This window comes from Shewanella saliphila (genome assembly GCF_014648295.1).
Taxonomy (GTDB): Bacteria; Pseudomonadota; Gammaproteobacteria; order Enterobacterales; family Shewanellaceae; genus Shewanella; species Shewanella saliphila.
Genome location: NZ_BMQV01000063.1, coordinates 1 through 17,461, shown reverse-complemented (window position 1 = coordinate 17,461; position 17,461 = coordinate 1). Strand labels below are relative to the sequence as shown.

The following is a 17,461-nucleotide window of genomic DNA, read 5'->3' as shown; positions in this document are numbered from 1 at the left end:
ATTCAGCAGTCGCTTGTAACTCTAGAGAAAATTCAGACATAAAAAAATCGGCCTCAGAAATAAATCTAAGACCGATTATGAAGCCTAGAAAAGATCGTTCAAGTCGCTTAAACGATCGGCATTAGCCCTCTGCGCCGGCATTATTGCTTATTCATGGTTTTCCCAGCGCCAGTTGGGATTGGGAAGGCATGTGGCAACCACTCACTGAACGATATTATGTGATTACCCTCGATATGTTAGGTTTTGGCTTGTCGGATAAACCTAAAAATAGCGAGTATTTGATTAGCCAACAGGCCGACATTTATCAATCACTTTTAGCCAAGTTAGGCGTGAGTGAATATCATCTTTTAGCCCATGATTACGGCGATACCGTTGCACAAGAGTTATTGGCACGACAAGTTGATGGTGAGAGTAAAATACACATTAACAGCGTGTGCTTATTAAATGGTGGCTTATTTCCTGAAACCCACAAACCGGTATTGATTCAAAAGTTATTGTTATCACCGCTGGGGGCCTTTGTGGCGAAAAGGATCACCAAGCCAAAATTTGCTGCCAACTTACAGCATATATTTGGCCCAGCAACCCCGCCAACGCCAGAGGTCGTCGATACGCTTTGGCAATTGTTAACCCATAATGATGGTATCGCAGTGATGCACAAACTCATCACCTACATGACCCAACGCAAACAACATCGTCAACGTTGGGTTGGGGCGCTGGTGAACAGCCCTGTACCAGTCAAACTGATCGCGGGCGCATTAGATCCGATCTCGGGTCAGCATATGATCGATCGCTATGGTCAGTTGATCCCCAATGCCAATATTACCACCATGCCGACACTCGGCCATTATCCTCAAGTGGAAGATGCCACTGCCATCACTGCGGCGTATTTACAGTTTAGACAGAGTATTGAGTGAGTTAATGTCACAGTAGAGAGCAATAAAGTTGTCATACCTAATTGATATTATTACTTTGTAATTGTTTTTATTATTTGAGAATACACATCATGCATGTCTTTACCATTATCTGTGTATTAGCCTGCGGGCTATTTACGAGCATTAATTGTTTTGCTGCGAGTTCAATTCCTACTGCTGCTGAAAAACCTTATGTATTATTGGTCTCAATAGATGGTTATCGCTTTGATTATAATCGACTACATAGCCCTCAGCACCTCACTGAATTTGCTAAGCATGCCGCTCAGGTCACTCATCTTATCCCCTCATTTCCCACAGTGACCTTTCCAAATCACATTACCCTTGTTACTGGGCTGTATCCTGCGCATCACGGCATCGTTTCCAACCATTTTTATAACCATGAACTGCAACAGCCCTATAGCATGAAGATTAAACAAGCGGTAACCGATGGCCGTTTTTACCATGGCGTGCCATTGTGGTCGCTAGCGGGACAGCAAGGCTTAAAAAGTGCGACCTATTTTTGGCCGGGTTCAGAAGCGAATATTGCGGGGCAGCGTCCTGATTATTGGCTGCCTTATAATGGTGATGCACCTAACCATGAAAGAGTCGAGAAAGTTTTACAGTGGTTTAATTTACCTGAAGCAGATCGCCCCCAGTTTGTGACTTTGTATTTTTCTGAGGTAGATACCGCAGGACATCATTTTGGCCCAACATCGAACAAGACTTATCAAGCAGTGCAAAACATTGATAAAGCCATTGGACAATTGTTAATCGGCATTAACGCGCTACCTTTTAAGGTGAATGTGATAATTACGTCTGATCATGGCATGGCAAATGTTGCCGATTTTCCACGTGTGTACACGGACAAATTATTCGCAAAGAATGACGCATTAAAAGACAGATTTAAATTTAATAACGATGCTGCATTTTCGTTAATCACTGCCATAGGCGACAATAAACAACAAGATTTAGATGCCTTGGAAGTACTCACTAAAAAAGTGCCAGGTTTGCAATTTTATCGTCAGAAAGAGATACCTGCGTATTTGCACTTTAGTGATAACCCATCAATTGAAGATGCAGTATTAATCAGTAATCAACATTATATAACCCGTTCTGATGCCAAGGCCGGTGTGACAGGTAAGCACGGCTATGATGCTAGTGTCGTAACAGATATGAACACAGTGTTATACGCTCAAGGGCCTGCATTTAATCAGCAACATATTGACCGCGCAGATAATATCCACCTTTACCCGCTTATTGCACATATTTTAGGCTTAACCATTAACGAGCCGATTGATGGTGAGTTAACGGTTTTGGCGCCTTTGTTGGCACAATAAATTGAACTTACGCAATAGCAGCAATGCTTTATCAGGATTGGTCTCGAGTAGCGAGTTAGGAATAACCCCCAGCCTTATGCTCAAACTAGAACATTTGTTCACAAATCATTACTAGACAGTATCAAGCGTTGCAGGATAACGTTAATCTATGGTTTATAAATCGCTATCAAACCATCACATTTATCACTTTTATTAATAGGTAACGCGACACATGAAAACTGCCATTGAATATTACTTTACCAGCCTTTCTCCCTATGCCTATTTAGGTCACCATACGTTTACCGCCATTGCGGCAGAGCATCACACCGCCATTGATTATAAGCCGATAAAACTTGGCAAACTGTTTGCCGAACGAGGCGTGTTACCGGTAAAGCAACGTCCGCAAGCAAGGCAAGACTATCGTTTAATTGAGTTAGCACGCTGGTCTAAAAAACGCCAATTGCCGCTTAATCTTCACCCAGCTTTTTTCCCAGCAGACCCAAGCTTGGCCGACAAATGTACTATTGCGCTTCAACAAATGGGACAAAACCCCGCTGAGTTTGTCGCGCAAATGCTGGCGGCATGTTGGGCAAAAGATCAAAACATTGCCGATGTTGCATTGATACAGCAGATCCTCACATCATTGCAGCTTGATGCAGATAAGGTTATTGCGCAGGCATCATCGAGTGAAATTGACGCGATTTACGAAGCCAATACTACGGCTGCAATCGAAAAAGGTTTGTTGGGTGTGCCAAGCTATATCTATCAAGACGAGCCATTTTGGGGCCAGGATAGACTTGAGCTGTTGGCCGACAAACTAGCGGAATAGGGGTTTTACGCGAATAAAAAAACAAATGGCTATGCTGACGTTTATCATGTCGGCATAGCCATTAACCATAAATCGCGGATAAATAAAGCATTACAAAGCCAGTTTGCTTAAGCGGCTTGGCACTGAGTCATTTTTAATGTCGCAGTCTTTACTGTGGTAACGCGTTAAACTCGGCTCTAATCTGTTCAATTCGCTCACGGTTAACGCCAAAGTCTGAGTGACCCACCCGTGAGGCCGATCTTACCTGGATCATGATTTTACCTGACTCAACTGACGGAAAGTAAAACTCAACATCGTCAACAAAGCGCATAACCTGCGAAGTAAATTCAACTCGAATATAATTATCTTCTACCACGACAATACTTGCTCGCTCAGCCGCTTTTAATACGTGCAATAGGCCTACTTGAGCTTGTTGAGACGTGCCGCTAAATGCAATCGGTTCAATATAATGTTCTTCATCTGTGGCTGCTTGCTGGCTATTCACGCAGTTGGGCGAATCTGGGCATGGCGTTAATTTTCCTGCGGTGACCCCTAAGGTGGGTACAGTGCCAGAGCAACCCATTAACAGCACCATAGCAAGTGCCAGTATTGAAGTGTGTTTATACATTTTGCTTCCCTTTATGTGTAAAACGTCATGTGTTTGCGGTTATCGGTATCAACAGCGTAATTGATCTTATGTTGTCTACAGTAAAACAATAAGTTGCGCTTAACAATGCGCTATATACCCAATCAACTTGAAGATCCGTGTTTCAGAGCTTCACCGTGTTTTCAATACTAGGCGCGTTAATGCGGTAATGTAGGTACCTTATTAATTAGCGCAACAACGCTCTTGATTTAATAATCAGGGAACACGGTGAAACTCCCAAAGGGCAAGTTTTACACGCGTTTATGCTGCGTTATTGATTTTGGAAAGGGAACGACCATTACCCGCAATCAATGCCTTGCCTAAACGCGTGTAAATTCTTGCTGAAATCGAGCATCTTCAGGTTGTTTGGGTATCAATCTGCTGGCGCAAATAGGTCGATGTTGATTGCTAGGATTGGTATATATGAGCTCTCGTGGTGCAACGTTGTTAAAATAATGCACAAAAACGATGCGCTATTCACAACTTGTTTTTGTATAAATGATAATCAACCATGGCGGGTAATAATAAATAATATAGATAAAACAAAAGACTAAAATTTTATTTTGTTAAATTTTTTATGTTGGAATGCGAAATGCACAAATAACCATAATGCAAGAGCTCAACTTGATTGAGTTTCACGTTAGCCAAATAGATGACTAGGGTTCCGGCTTGTCAATGATGTCAATCATAACAAGTGACTGGTCCGAGAGTTACCAACCCGGCAAAATGATGTTGATATTGTCACCACTGCTCAGTAGGTGATTTTAATATGGATGTCATGGTTGTTTGCAACCAGGTTACACGGAGGGATAAAAGCCCGGGAGGTCAATTTAGTTGAACCTCTTGCGCAAAAAATTCGTGTAAATTACTGGAGCAATAACCATGAGATCAATAAAAACAGTTTTATTACTTACCCTTATATTATTCACTTCGTTTACTTCAGCTAATGCGTCAGCCAAAGACAAATTTTCAGTTTGTTGGTCTATTTATGTCGGTTGGATGCCTTGGGATTATGGTGAAAGCTCTGGCATTGTAAAAAAATGGGCTGACAAATACGGTATCGAAATTGATGTCGTGCAAATCAATGATTATATCGAGTCAATTAACCAATACACCACGGGTCAATTTGACGCTTGCACCATGACCAACATGGACGCATTAACCATTCCTTCTGCCAGTTTTGTCGACAGTACCGCCCTTGTGGTCGGCGACTTCTCTAACGGTAATGACGGCGTAGTGTTAAAAAATGGTACCGCATTAGCCGACATTAAAGGTCAGCAAGTTAATCTCGTTGAGCTCAGTGTTTCACATTACTTACTGGCTCGCGCGTTAGGCACTGTAGGGTTAACAGAACGAGACATCAGCGTTGTTAATACGGCCGATGCCGACATGGTTGCGGCATATGCCACAGACGATGTGACCTCGGTCGTGACCTGGAATCCGCTATTGTCAGAAATTTTACCTATGCCTAATACCACGCAAGTATTTGACTCATCTAAAATTCCTGGCGAAATCATCGACTTGTTAGTGGTTAACAGCAAAACCTTAAAAGAAAATCCAAAACTGGGTAAGGCACTTGTTGGCGCATGGTATGAAATCATGGACGTGATGCAAAAAGATAAAGCCGCGTTAACGCAAATGGCGATCGCATCAGGTACTGACTTAGCCGGTTTTGAGGCGCAATTAGCGACCACCAAAATGCTTTATACCCCACAAGCGGCTGTCGAATTTACCCAAAGCGCACAACTGCCAAAAACCATGGAATACATCGCTAAGTTTTCGTTTGACCACGGGCTATTAGGCGACGGTGCCATGGACTCAACTTTTATTGGAATCGAAACGCCTGCTGGCATTGTCGGTGATAAAAATAACATCCAATTACGCTTTGACCCAACTTACATGCAGCTTGCTGCAGACGGAAAGTTATAAGTCTTAATCCTACAAAATTAGCCTAACGCGGGTTGTTAGGCTAGCGAACTCTTTATATAACGGTGACTTATGAAAAGGTTAATGAACTTAACCCCGTCAAAACCATTAAGTATTTTCTTAAGCTTATTGCCTTTTGTCTTGGTGTTTTTTCTCTATGGCAGTTTATCGAATGCCCGTTTGGCAGAGAACCCAAATGACAAACTGTTGCCCAGTTTTAGTCAAATTGGCAGCGCAATAGACCGTTTAGCCTTTAATGAAGATAAACGTACCGGTAAATATATTTTGTGGGCCGATACTCAAGCCAGCGTATTACGCATTGCGGTCGGGGTATCAATCAGTGCGGCATTGGGGTTAACCATAGGCTTATTTACCGGACTTATTCCGTTAGCGCGCGCCAATTTATCACCCATCATCACGATTATTTCACTGATCCCACCGATGGCGATATTACCGATTTTATTTATTAGTTTTGGTTTAGGCGAACTGGCCAAAGTGATGTTGATTATTGTGGGAACCGCCCCAGTGATTATCCGTGATATTCAAATGCGTGTATTGCAACTGCCGTCAGAGCAACTCATTAAAGCGCTGACATTAGGCGCATCAACCTGGTTAGTCGCATTACGTGTGGTGTTACCGCAAATTCTGCCAAGTCTGTTGTCATCAATGCGATTTTCACTCGGCGCGGCCTGGTTATTTTTAATTGCGGCAGAGGCCATTGCCGCGCAAGAAGGCCTGGGCTATCGAATATTTTTAGTACGCCGTTACATGTCGATGGACGTGATCTTTCCTTACGTTATCTGGATTACCACTCTGGCATTTTTAATGGATTTTAGCTTAAAGCGCTTGTCTCAAGTTTGCTTCCCTTGGTATCACAGCAATGAAAATGGCAAATAAGGAGCAAATGAAATGAGTTTTTTATCGGTCAAAAATGTCTATAAATCTTATGGCGATAACTTGGTTCTTGAACGGCTAAACCTCAACGTTGAACGTGGCGAATTTATCTCAATGGTGGGGGCTTCAGGCTGCGGCAAGTCGACATTTTTAAACATGTTATTGGGGAAAGAAGCGCTATCGAAAGGCGAAATATTTTTAGAAGGCAAATCACTGAGCCAAGAGCCTGATGCCGAGCGCGGCATTGTGTTTCAAAAATATTCTGTATTTCCGCATTTAACGGTTTTACAAAATATCATGATTGCAGATGAATTCAGCCAAGCACCGTTATTGGGTTGGACATTTGGTGCAACTAAAAAAAACATCAAGCAAAAAGCCTTAGATTTTATTTCAATTGTGGGGCTAACAGCGGCCATTAATAAATACCCTAATGAGCTATCTGGCGGTATGCAACAGCGTTTAGCCATTGCACAAGCATTAATGAAATCCCCCAAAATCTTACTGTTAGATGAACCCTTTGGCGCATTAGACCCAGGGATCCGCGCCGATATGCACGAGCTTATTCATGATATTTGGCAACAAAACAACTTAACCATTTTTATGGTGACTCACGATATCAAAGAAGGCTTTGAGCTGGGCTCAAGATTATGGGTGTTCGACAAGCTAAGGCACGACCCACAAGCGCCTAATGCCTATGGTGCCCAGGTGACATTCGACTTACCGCTTACCACACAAAAGCACAAAAAAATTGCCCAAGAAACACTAGAGGAATCAAGCCAAAATGTCTGATGCTATTTTATATACAGATACCCTACCAGGGGGTAAACATTGGTCAATGCGGATGCGCCGCGGCACCAGTTTAAAGTTAATTGATGTAGAAGGCGGCGCGAATGTCGGCATGTTGTTTTACAACCCAGAAAACCGACTTGAACGCTATAACGCGCCAGACACATTAAAAGGGCAACACACCTTTAAAATCACCCAGGGTCATTGTTTATACTCTGATATGGGACGTATTTTTTGTTCGGTAACTGCCGATTCGTTAGGGTGGCATGACACCGTTTGCGGTAACAGCAATAGCGCGTTAGTGACCAAAAAGTGGGGCAAACAAGACTATCAACATGACCGTAATGACTGGCTGCAAAATGGCACCAATGCCTTTTTAGTCGAAGCCGCAAAATATGGCTTAACCAAAAAAGATTTAGCCGCCAACCTTAACTTATTTAGTGCCGTGATCCCCGACGATGATGGCAACTTGCAATATCAGGTTGAACACTCAAAAGCTGGCGACTTTATTGAGCTGCGTTTTGAAATGGACACCATAGTGTTGCTACACACATGCCCGCATCCATTAAACCCTGCAAGCACTTACCCGTTTAAACCCGTTGAATATCAATTGTTAACTTCGGCCCCTGTCGCAGACGATGACGCCTGTAAAAACGCCTGCGCCGAGAATCAGCGCGGATTTGAAAATAATCGTTTGTATCACCTAGGTGTATAAGGGGAATCATTATGATCGTTGAAAGCCAATTAGCACCAGAAAATGCCATCGTGCGTGACACCGTTGATGCCGGTGATTATTACTTAAAGACCATAAAGAAAGGTCAAACTGTGCGAATTTTAGACCTTGAAGGCAACCAGGCCGCAGACACCTTATTTTACAATGCTAACGATGTTAGCGAGCGTTATAGCGCAATTGATACCGTGCGTGAACAAGGCAATGTTTACCTTACCGCTGCCACAGTGTTAATGACCAATGACTGCAACCCCATGTTAACCATTGTGGCCGACACCTGTGGACGCCATGACACCCTTGGCGGTGCGTGTGCCACTGAAAGCAACACCGTGCGCTACGCCCTAGAAAAAAAATGCATGCATGCTTGTCGTGACAGCTGGCTTCTGGCCGTGGCTGAAAATGAACAGCTCGGACTCAGCAAAGCAGACATTACCCACAATATTAATTTCTTTATGAATGTGCCTATCACCGCAGACGGCAAGCTCAGCTTTGCCGATGGCATCAGTGGTGCGGGTAAGTACGTTGAATTAACTGCCTTAATGGACACCATTATATTGATTTCAAATTGTCCGCAGCTCAATAACCCTTGCAACGCGTACAACCCAACACCAATAGAAGTACTGATCTGGAATTAGTCATAGATTGACAAAAGCTTATGATTGTTAGGACGACCTAGCCATCCACTGTTTAATCGCGGGACGACCCGCAGTGTTAGAGTATTTGATTATGTTTAATACTGTACTGATTGCTAATCGTGGCGCTATTGCTTGCCGTATTATCCGCACCTTAAAAAAGCTTGGCATTGCTAGTGTCGCTATCTATTCAGAAGCCGACCGAGAGTCATTGCATGTGCGCTTAGCTGACCAAGCGTTTAGCCTCGGTGACGGGCCGGCAAATCAAACTTACCTTAATCAAGACAAAATCATTGAGATTGCAAAGCAATCAGGCGCACAGGCGATTCATCCTGGCTATGGTTTTTTAAGTGAAAACGCAGATTTCTCTATCAAACTCAGTGAAAACAACATCTGCTTTATTGGGCCGCGCCCAGAGCAAATGGTGGCGTTTGGCTTAAAGCATCAGGCTCGTGATATTGCCGAAAAAGCCGGAGTGCCTTTAGTTCCGGGCAGTGGCTTACTTGAAAATGTTGACGATGTTGTGGCGTTTGCTGAGCAAGTGGGTTATCCGGTGATGTTAAAAAGCACCGCGGGCGGCGGTGGTATTGGTATGCAACGTTGCGACAACGAAAGCCAGCTTGCAAAAGCCTTCGCCAACGTAAAATACCTTGGCGCGCAAAACTTTGCTAACGACGGCGTGTTTCTTGAAAAGTTTGTCGAAAAAGCTCGCCACATTGAAGTGCAAGTGCTGGGTAACGGTGCCGGAGACGTGGTAACCCTAGGCGAGCGAGATTGCTCAAGCCAGCGCCGCAATCAAAAAGTGATTGAAGAAACCCCAGCCCCCAACCTACCAGACACGGTACGCCAAAATATGTGGGCGACGGCCAAGCAATTAATGACGTCGTTAGATTACTTAAATGCAGGCACCGTAGAGTTTATTTATGACAACGATAACCAGGCGTTTTACTTTTTAGAAGTGAACACCCGCTTACAAGTCGAGCATGGCGTAACCGAACTGTGTTTTGATGTCGACTTAGTCGAATGGATGCTCAATATTGCCTTTAGTGATGCTGCCGCTAACGCCTGTGACTTATCAGCTTTAGCGGGTAAATCTTCACAGGGACATGCGATTCAAACTCGGGTTTATGCTGAAAACCCTGTTAAAAATTTTCAACCTTCGGCAGGTCTATTAACCCAGGTTAACTGGCCAGAAGCCTCAAATGAGCCAGGCGCACAATTACGTATTGACCACTGGATTGAAGCCGGGGTTGAAGTGTCGAGCTTTTTTGACCCTATGTTAGCCAAAGTGATTGTGCATGCTGATGATCGTGAACAAGCTATTACGCAACTCGACCAAGCATTAGCGCAAAGCCAGCTTTATGGCGTGGTGACTAACATTGATTATGTGCGCCAGATATTAGCCGGTGACATCTTTAAGCAGGGTAAAATGTTTACCCGGACGCTTAATGATTTAACGGCCAGTTTTAACGGCTTTGAAGTGATTAAACCCGGCACCATGACCACGGTGCAAGATTATCCTGCCCGCACTGGGTATTGGGATATCGGCGTGCCGCCTTCTGGCCCATTTGATTTTTATTCTTTTAATCTCGCCAATCGTTTATTAAATAACGACCCTAATGTTGCTGGGTTAGAAATCACCTTAGAAGGGCCTTCACTGCAGTTTCATCAAGACACTCAAGCGGTAATTTGTGGTGCACAGATAGCCATTAGCCTCGACGATGTTAGTTACAGCAACAACCAAATCATGAGCATAAAGGCAGGTCAAACCTTAAAAATTGGCAAGGTAAGTCAGGCTGGTGCTAGAGCCTATTTAGCCATTGCTGGTGGTATTGACTGCCCAGATTACCTTGGCAGTAAAAGCACCTTTACCTTAGGACAATTTGGCGGCCATTGCGGTCGTGCGCTGCGCACCGGTGACTTTTTACGCTTAGGTCAAGATAACAAAACCCAGCCTGTGAATATTGACCATACCCTTGCCGACACCCTCAGCGCCAATATCGACAACCAATGGCAACTGCGAGTGATGTATGGACCACATGGCGCACCAGACTTTTTTACTGACCAAGACATAGCCACCATTGCAGCGCACCAGTGGGAAGTGCATTACAACTCTAGCCGTACCGGTATTAGACTGATTGGCCCTAAGCCTGAATGGGCGCGTGAGTCTGGCGGCGAAGCCGGGCTGCATCCATCAAATATTCATGACAACGCTTACGCTTTTGGTACCGTTGATTTTACAGGAGATATGCCGGTGATTTTAGGGCCAGATGGCCCAAGCCTAGGCGGTTTTGTTTGTCCATTTACCGTGATATCGGCAGATTTGTGGAAACTAGGTCAATTAAAAGCAGGTGATAAAGTCAGTTTTGACGTGGTCGATTTAACCACCGCAAAAGCCCTTGAACAAGCGCAACTACAACAGTTATCAAGCTTGAGTGAGCAGACGCTGAGTTATCAACAAGCCGCAATTAATACCCCCATATTAGCCACGTTAATCACCCATGATGCCGAGCCAGATATTGTGTTTCGCCAGGCCGGTGACAAGTTTTTACTGGTTGAATATGGCGAGCAGGTATTAGACCTAACGCTGCGCGCGCGGGTACAAGCATTATTAGAGTCTGTTAAGGCGGCAAATATTCATGGTGTGCTTGAATTAACCCCAGGGATCCGCTCACTGCAAGTGCATTACGATAACTTTGCCGTGGATGTATTTGAGCTTATTGCCCACATCAAACAATTAGATTTAGCCCTAGGTGACACCACTCAACTTGAATTTGACTCGCGTGTGGTGCATTTACCCCTAAGTTGGGACGATGAGGCCTGTAAGCAAGCCATTGAAAAGTATATTCAATCTGTGCGAAAAGACGCCCCTTGGTGCCCGTCAAACCTTGAGTTTATCAAACGCATTAATGGGCTTAACGATATTGAACAAGTTAAAGATATAGTGTTCGATGCCAGCTACCTGGTGCTCGGTCTAGGTGATGTTTACCTTGGCGCACCCGTGGCCACGCCCTTAAACCCTTGCCATCGCCTAGTCACCACAAAATATAACCCAGCCCGAACCTGGACCGCTGAAAACTCAGTAGGTATTGGCGGGGCTTATATGTGTGTATACGGCATGGAAGGGCCGGGAGGATATCAGTTTGTTGGCCGTACCGCACAAATGTGGAACCGCTACCGTAAAACCACTTCATTTGAAAACCCCTGGCTATTGCGTATTTTTGATCAAATTCAATTCTATCCGGTGAGTCATGATGAATTGATGCAGATCCGTGCCGACTTCCCCATTGGAAAATGGCAGCCCAAAATTGACCAGAGTAAGGTATCAATGCCTGAATTAGCCAAACAATGGCAACAGCAACAGGCAAAAATTACCGAATTTACTCGTCAACGCGAGCAAGCCTTTGAGCAAGAAATGGCAGCCTGGAAAGCCGTTGGCCAATTAAATTATCAACAAGATGTTGATCTAAATACTACTACTGACGAAATCGAGCTTGCCGAGGGCGAATTTATTGTTGAATCCTCGGCGGCAGGTAACGTGTGGTTAGTGCAAGTCGAAGCGGGCGCCGCGGTGGCTGAGAGTGAATCATTAATTGTGCTTGAGTCGATGAAAATGGAAATCGACATTAGCTCGCCAGAAGCCGCCACCATCTCACGGGTGTTAGTTGACGTGGGCCAGCAAGTGCAAGCCGGACAGGCGTTGTTAGTGCTTAAAGCCGCCAAGTAGATTGAAACGAAAGGAATACACAATGAACTTAACCATAGCGTCACTAAAACAAGCTTATCAGAGCGGCGAAACCACACCACAGTTGCTTATTCACAGTTTACTTGAGCAGGCAGCCACGCTTGACTCTGTGTGGATACACTTATTGTCAGCGGCAGAAATTCAGCCCTATATTGATGCATTGGCAGACAAACCCATGGCGGATCATCCTCTTTGGGGTGTCCCTTTTGCGATTAAAGATAATATTGATTTAGCCGGTATTCCTACCACGGCAGGCTGCCTGGAGTTTACCTATGTGCCGTTAAAATCGGCCTACGTTGTTGAGCAGCTTATCGCTGCTGGTGCTATTCCGCTGGGTAAAACTAACTTAGACCAGTTTGCGACAGGCCTCGTGGGGACGCGTTCACCTTTTGGCGCAACACCTAATGCCTTTAACCCTAAATATATTTCTGGGGGGTCAAGCTCTGGCTCTGCTGTGGCGACGGCAAAAGGTGTGGTGAGTTTTGCTCTAGGTACCGACACAGCGGGATCTGGTCGAGTGCCAGCATGCTTTAATAATTTAGTCGGATTAAAAGCCACCAAAGGGTTGTTATCAACCTCAGGTGTGGTGCCCGCGTGTCGCAGCCTTGATTGTGTCAGTGTGTTTGCCCTCACGGCAGTAGACGCTAAATCAGTGTTTTCTGTGGCGGCAGATTTTGACAAATTAGATTGTTATTCACGTCAAAATCCCCAGAGTAATATCGGTCAGGTTGCGATGCCAAACAGCTTTACGTTTGCCGTGCCGCAGCCTGAACAACTGGCATTTTTTGGTGATACGCATTATCAAAAAGCGTTTACTCAGTCTGTTGAGTTACTCGAGCAAATGGGGGGCACTAAAGTCGAGTTAGATTTTGCGCCACTGCTTGATGCCGCTAAGCTGCTCTATGAAGGCCCCTGGGTGGCCGAGCGATATGTGGCAACAAAAAACATTGTCGATAACAACCCTGCGGCAATGCTGGACGTTATTTATCAAATTATTTCAGCGGGTGCTGAGTTAACTGCCGCTGACACCTTTAGTGCCTTATATAAACTTCAAGCCATGAAACAAATTTCAGACGAGCTGGTGGCTGGTGTCGATGTACTGGTTACGCCCACCGCGGGGAGTCATTACACCATTGCTGAAATCATGGAGCAGCCGATAGCTCGTAACTCAAACTTAGGCTATTACACTAACTTTATGAATCTGCTTGATTTAGCTGCAGTAGCGGTGCCGACTCAATTTACCGACAACAACATGCCTTTTGGTATTACGATTTTTAGCAGTGCTTTTAGCGATCAAAAGTTGTTAACCCTTGCAGAACGTATTCAGCAACAAGCCGCTTTACCGCTTGGCGCAACAGAATATCAATATCAAGCCGTTGATAACGCGCTGACTAGCAGTGCAGGGTACATTGATGTGCTGGTGTGCGGCGCGCATCTTTCGGGCATGGTGCTTAACTGGCAACTGACTGATCGCGGAGCCTGGTTAACACAAACCACAACCTCAGCGGCTAAATATCGCATGTACGCTGTACCCGGAGCGGTAGAGCGTCCTGCGATGATCCGCGACGATGCCAATGGCGTCGCTTTTGAAGTGCAAGTATGGACTATGCCTGTGAGCGAGTTTGGCTCTTTTGTGGAAGGCATTGCTCAGCCATTAGGGATTGGTAAAGTCGAGTTAGCCGACGGCACATGGGTCACTGGCTTTATTGCAGAGGGTTACGCCGCCAGTATTGGTAAAGACATTAGTGAGTTTGGTAGCTGGCGCAAATACAAAGCCAGTTAAATTCACTATGCAGATTAGCTTAACTCGCTAAAACATGTGATTGAACTGCAAATACTAAAGGCCTTATTTTTTGATAAGGCCTTTAGGCCCTAATGGCGTTGATCGATTTTATTCAGCTTTTTCCACAGCCATTTGCTGGCTATGGCGAGTAGATAAGTCCCTCCGGCCACTTGAATAACGGTTGCTCCAGCAGGGAGCTCTGGTCCGTAGCTTAAAGCGATGCCACTGACCGTAAACAAGAAGCACAATGACGTCGCTATAAGCATGGCTATCCACAGTCGCTGGGCAAAATGCAGTGCGGTCGCGGCGGGTAAAGTCAGAAGGGCAATCACCATCACCAGGCCAACCACTTGGGTTAGCAAGACCACCGTTAGCGAAATGAGTATAAGCAGTAAGGTGTGATAAGCGCGTACGCGGATCCCACGCAGTTTTGCGAGTTCGGGTTGAAAACTTATCACCAAAAACTTGTCGTAAAACAGCAGCATCAGAATGACAATCACCGCATCTAATACTGCCATATGCTGCAGATCGGCTGTACCTATCATCAAAATATTGCCAAAAAGATAACTCATCAAGTCTTCGTAATATCCAGGCGTGGCTGTAATAAAGCTGATCCCGACAGCCATTCCGATGGCCCATATGGCAGATAAGACAGTGTCTTCACGCTGCCGCCCAGAAGCTGTGACCGCTGCAACAATCAGCGCTGCAATGACTGCTGCCACCGTAGCTCCCAGCAGCGGAGTCATCCATTCTATGTCGTGCACGCGCTGCATATAACGCGCCGCTCCCATGCCTCCTAATACACAATGTGCAATCGCCCCTGCCACATAAGTTGCCCGGCGTGCCACCACAAAGCTGCCGACAACCCCGCAGGCCAGTGATGCCAATAAACCGCCTACAATGGCATATTGAAGAAACGTGTGGTTAACAAGGTGTTCCCAGAACAAACTCATAAACGCGTCTCCTTGCCGTGGTGAGGTTCACACATCACATTGCTAGCGTCATGGACATGACAGTCTTGCGCATGCTGAATCACAGTCATATCACCGCGATGAAATGCGCTAAGTTGTCCTTCAGTAATTTCGTCAACGCGAACAAGCGATGCCGAGCGGTTTACACAGGCTAAATGTGAAGCATGACGAGTTACCACGTTAAGGTTGTGCGATACGACCACAATGGTCATGTGCTTATTCAGTTCGTGCAATAACTCATAGATTTGGTGTTCAACATTGGTATCAACGTTGGCGGTGGGTTCGTCGAGTATCAGCAGTTCGGGGTCTGACACTAACGCCTGTGCGATGAGTGCACGTTGGCGCTCACCTCCCGATAAATGTGCTAAAGATCGATGACTCAAATGGGCAAGATTTACCCGTTCAAGCGCTTCAACAGCTTTAATGCGATCGCGCCGCCGGTAAGGCCCAAACCAATGTCGATCCGCTCGTCCCATAAGTACGACATCAAGTGCGCTCACCGGAAACTCCGGATCAAAACTCAGATGCTGCGGCACATATCCAATACTGTGTCTGCGGCGCTCAGGCGCTTCGCCGAAGACCTTTACCGTCCCACGGCTTGGTTTTAGAAGCCCTAAAGTGAGTTTTACCAGTGTGGTTTTACCGCCGCCATTGGGGCCAACTACGCCCACCAAACTCTTGTTGGGTATAGACAGGTCGATATTGTGTAAAACTTCTTGTTGATCATATGCAAAGCAAACATCGCTGAACTGTATTACGACATTGTCCATCTTCAAAGCCTTTGTTAATCCTGCTGTTGCAACGCCTCAAGCACGGTAGTGGCAACTTGTTGTAAATTACCAATGTAATCTCGTGCAAGAGGGTCAATTGGCACAACTACACCATTGATAGCCTTAGCGATGCGGTTTGCCGAAGCCATGTTAAATTGCGGTTGAACAAAGATAACGCGCACATCTTCATTTTGCGACAGTTCTACCATTCTTATCAATTGTCTGCCGCTGGGTTCTTTTCCTTCAACTTCGATAGATTGTTGTTCGAGCCCATAGGCATCAGCAAAATATCCCCAAGAAGGGTGAAAGACCATAAAGGTTTTACCCTTTACTGGGACCAATGCCTTGGTAAGCAGCGCATCGAGTGCATCTAAATCCTTCAATAACTCGGCGAGATTTTTCTCATAGTCAGCTTTGCCCGCAGGGTCTTTTTCGATGATTGCCTCGGCAATGGTGCGGGCCTGCAGTTTAACAAGTCGCGGGCTGAGCCAAATGTGTGGATCGTTACCTTTAATCGTGATCCCTTTGCGCGTATCAACAATGTGAAGCTGCTTGGTCATTGAGTCGATTTTTGGAATAAATGCATTTTCGAACGGCACACCAATACGAAAGAAGAGTTCTGCCTCCGATAAGGCGGCCATTTGACGTGGCGATGGTTCGTAAGTCGCAGGGCTGCTCCCCGGTGTCACTAACGCCTGAACTTGCACCCGATCTCCGCCAATTCGGTCAACAAAGTACTCTTGCGGAAGGATACTGGTGACGATAGTGAGCTTGTGCTCTTTTGCTGAATTGACAGTGAGGCTTTGGGATTCATCATCACTGAAAGAGTTGAACAGGAAAAAAGCGAAGCCAATCAAAAAAAGGGCTGCAGCTATTCCCGTTAAGGCTTTTAAAGATTTGCTCATTACATATTCCTTAAGCGGATCATCTTAATGACAGGCAAAGTGGAAATTATTGTTACGTTAGTATGAGTGTTCAGCAGGGCATAAGTTTATTAGTTAAAGCTCATTTTGTAAGCTCACCAATTAAATTTTATCCTGTTATTAAACGTTAACCTCTAACCAATGGCAAGGACTTATCGGCAAAGATAAGACAGAAAAAATCTGCTAGTCCTTTTTATTAATAAAGGGGTAAACCGATGAGTAACAAACATCAAATATATTGCAGAAAAGGCGGTAATAAGCTTTCGTATGACGCTGTAATAGCGTATTTCTGTATTGAATCACTCTAATTTTTTGGGGCTGATCATACTCGATCGCTTTTCATACATCCTTTTTAAAAACAAAGAGATAAAAAATAGCTTGATTGATCTCGCCAGTGTGATCAAATAGCGCTCTTTTTCTTTGTCTTTATACATAATATGCTTAAACATCTCGATAAGATTACTGATTGCCGTTCCCATATAAATCAAGAACACGATGTCATTGATATCTGCTTCCTCGTCCTGAGCGCAGTGATATCAGGTGCGCAAAGTTGGGCCGATTGCCACGAGTTCGGGACATTAAAACTCATGTGGCTGCGTAAATATCGCCCCTTCGCTAAT

General features: G+C 45.1%; 15 protein-coding genes and 1 riboswitch. Of the genes, 11 read left to right on the top strand and 4 right to left on the bottom strand.

Features of this window, described 5'->3' with window-relative positions; all coding sequences use genetic code 11:
• Positions 1–143: 143 nt before the first annotated feature.
• The 3 genes from IEY48_RS19075 to IEY48_RS19065 all read left to right on the top strand — a co-directional run bounded on the left by IEY48_RS19075 (position 144) and on the right by IEY48_RS19065 (position 3,056).
• Positions 144–914 carry an alpha/beta fold hydrolase gene (locus tag IEY48_RS19075; RefSeq protein ID WP_188923154.1) on the top strand — a complete coding sequence of 257 codons (771 nt, stop codon included), beginning with the start codon at positions 144–146 and terminating at the stop codon, positions 912–914.
• Between the two features lie 89 nt (positions 915–1,003).
• Positions 1,004–2,248 carry an alkaline phosphatase family protein gene (locus IEY48_RS19070; protein ID WP_188923153.1) on the top strand — a complete coding sequence of 415 codons (1,245 nt, stop codon included), beginning with the start codon at positions 1,004–1,006 and terminating at the stop codon, positions 2,246–2,248.
• Positions 2,249–2,459: 211 nt separating this feature from the next.
• Positions 2,460–3,056: a 2-hydroxychromene-2-carboxylate isomerase gene (locus IEY48_RS19065; RefSeq protein ID WP_188923152.1), complete on the top strand. Its 597-nt coding sequence runs from the start codon at positions 2,460–2,462 to the stop codon at positions 3,054–3,056.
• A gap of 148 nt (positions 3,057–3,204) precedes the next feature.
• On the opposite strand, the gene IEY48_RS19060 is transcribed toward IEY48_RS19065, so the two are convergent.
• Positions 3,205–3,663, bottom strand: coding sequence for a DUF1499 domain-containing protein (locus IEY48_RS19060; protein WP_188923151.1), 459 nt, complete (start codon positions 3,661–3,663; stop codon positions 3,205–3,207).
• Between the two features lie 663 nt (positions 3,664–4,326).
• Positions 4,327–4,507: riboswitch (guanidine-I (ykkC/yxkD leader) on the top strand.
• Between the two features lie 56 nt (positions 4,508–4,563).
• Here IEY48_RS19060 and IEY48_RS19055 point away from each other — a divergent pair.
• The 7 genes from IEY48_RS19055 to atzF all read left to right on the top strand — a co-directional run bounded on the left by IEY48_RS19055 (position 4,564) and on the right by atzF (position 14,177).
• Complete coding sequence (locus tag IEY48_RS19055) at positions 4,564–5,610, top strand: putative urea ABC transporter substrate-binding protein (protein WP_188923150.1); 1,047 nt, start codon at positions 4,564–4,566, stop codon at positions 5,608–5,610.
• A 69-nt stretch (positions 5,611–5,679) separates the two neighbouring features.
• Entirely contained in the window at positions 5,680–6,504 is an 825-nt protein-coding gene (locus tag IEY48_RS19050; protein ID WP_188923149.1) for an ABC transporter permease, read from the top strand.
• Between the two features lie 12 nt (positions 6,505–6,516).
• Positions 6,517–7,290 carry an ABC transporter ATP-binding protein gene (locus IEY48_RS19045; protein WP_188923148.1) on the top strand — a complete coding sequence of 258 codons (774 nt, stop codon included), beginning with the start codon at positions 6,517–6,519 and terminating at the stop codon, positions 7,288–7,290.
• Entirely contained in the window at positions 7,283–8,002 is a 720-nt protein-coding gene (locus tag IEY48_RS19040; RefSeq protein ID WP_188923147.1) for an urea amidolyase associated protein UAAP1, read from the top strand. Before IEY48_RS19045 ends, IEY48_RS19040 begins: the two co-directional genes overlap by 8 nt.
• An 11-nt stretch (positions 8,003–8,013) precedes the next feature.
• The gene (locus IEY48_RS19035; RefSeq protein WP_188923146.1) at positions 8,014–8,652 is read left to right on the top strand and encodes an urea amidolyase associated protein UAAP2; all 639 of its coding nucleotides are present in this window, start codon (positions 8,014–8,016) and stop codon (positions 8,650–8,652) included.
• Between the two features lie 91 nt (positions 8,653–8,743).
• On the top strand, positions 8,744–12,376 hold the full coding sequence (gene uca / locus IEY48_RS19030; RefSeq protein ID WP_188923145.1) for an urea carboxylase: 3,633 nt from the start codon (positions 8,744–8,746) through the stop codon (positions 12,374–12,376).
• Between the two features lie 22 nt (positions 12,377–12,398).
• Entirely contained in the window at positions 12,399–14,177 is a 1,779-nt protein-coding gene (gene atzF / locus IEY48_RS19025; RefSeq protein WP_188923144.1) for an allophanate hydrolase, read from the top strand.
• An 89-nt stretch (positions 14,178–14,266) separates the two neighbouring features.
• On the opposite strand, the gene IEY48_RS19020 is transcribed toward atzF, so the two are convergent.
• The 3 genes from IEY48_RS19020 to IEY48_RS19010 are packed head-to-tail and all read right to left on the bottom strand — an operon-like array spanning position 14,267 to position 16,823.
• On the bottom strand, positions 14,267–15,130 hold the full coding sequence (locus IEY48_RS19020) for a metal ABC transporter permease (RefSeq protein WP_188923143.1): 864 nt from the start codon (positions 15,128–15,130) through the stop codon (positions 14,267–14,269).
• Positions 15,127–15,918 carry a metal ABC transporter ATP-binding protein gene (locus IEY48_RS19015; RefSeq protein WP_188923142.1) on the bottom strand — a complete coding sequence of 264 codons (792 nt, stop codon included), beginning with the start codon at positions 15,916–15,918 and terminating at the stop codon, positions 15,127–15,129. Before IEY48_RS19015 ends, IEY48_RS19020 begins: the two co-directional genes overlap by 4 nt.
• Positions 15,919–15,932: 14 nt before the next feature.
• A complete protein-coding gene (locus IEY48_RS19010; protein WP_188923140.1) occupies positions 15,933–16,823 on the bottom strand; it encodes a metal ABC transporter solute-binding protein, Zn/Mn family in 891 nt (296 codons plus the stop codon).
• A gap of 455 nt (positions 16,824–17,278) precedes the next feature.
• On the opposite strand from IEY48_RS19010, the gene IEY48_RS19005 reads away from it, so the two are divergent.
• Positions 17,279–17,461 (top strand): transposase family protein (locus tag IEY48_RS19005; RefSeq protein WP_188923138.1); only part of this gene is annotated, 183 nt, incomplete at its 3' end.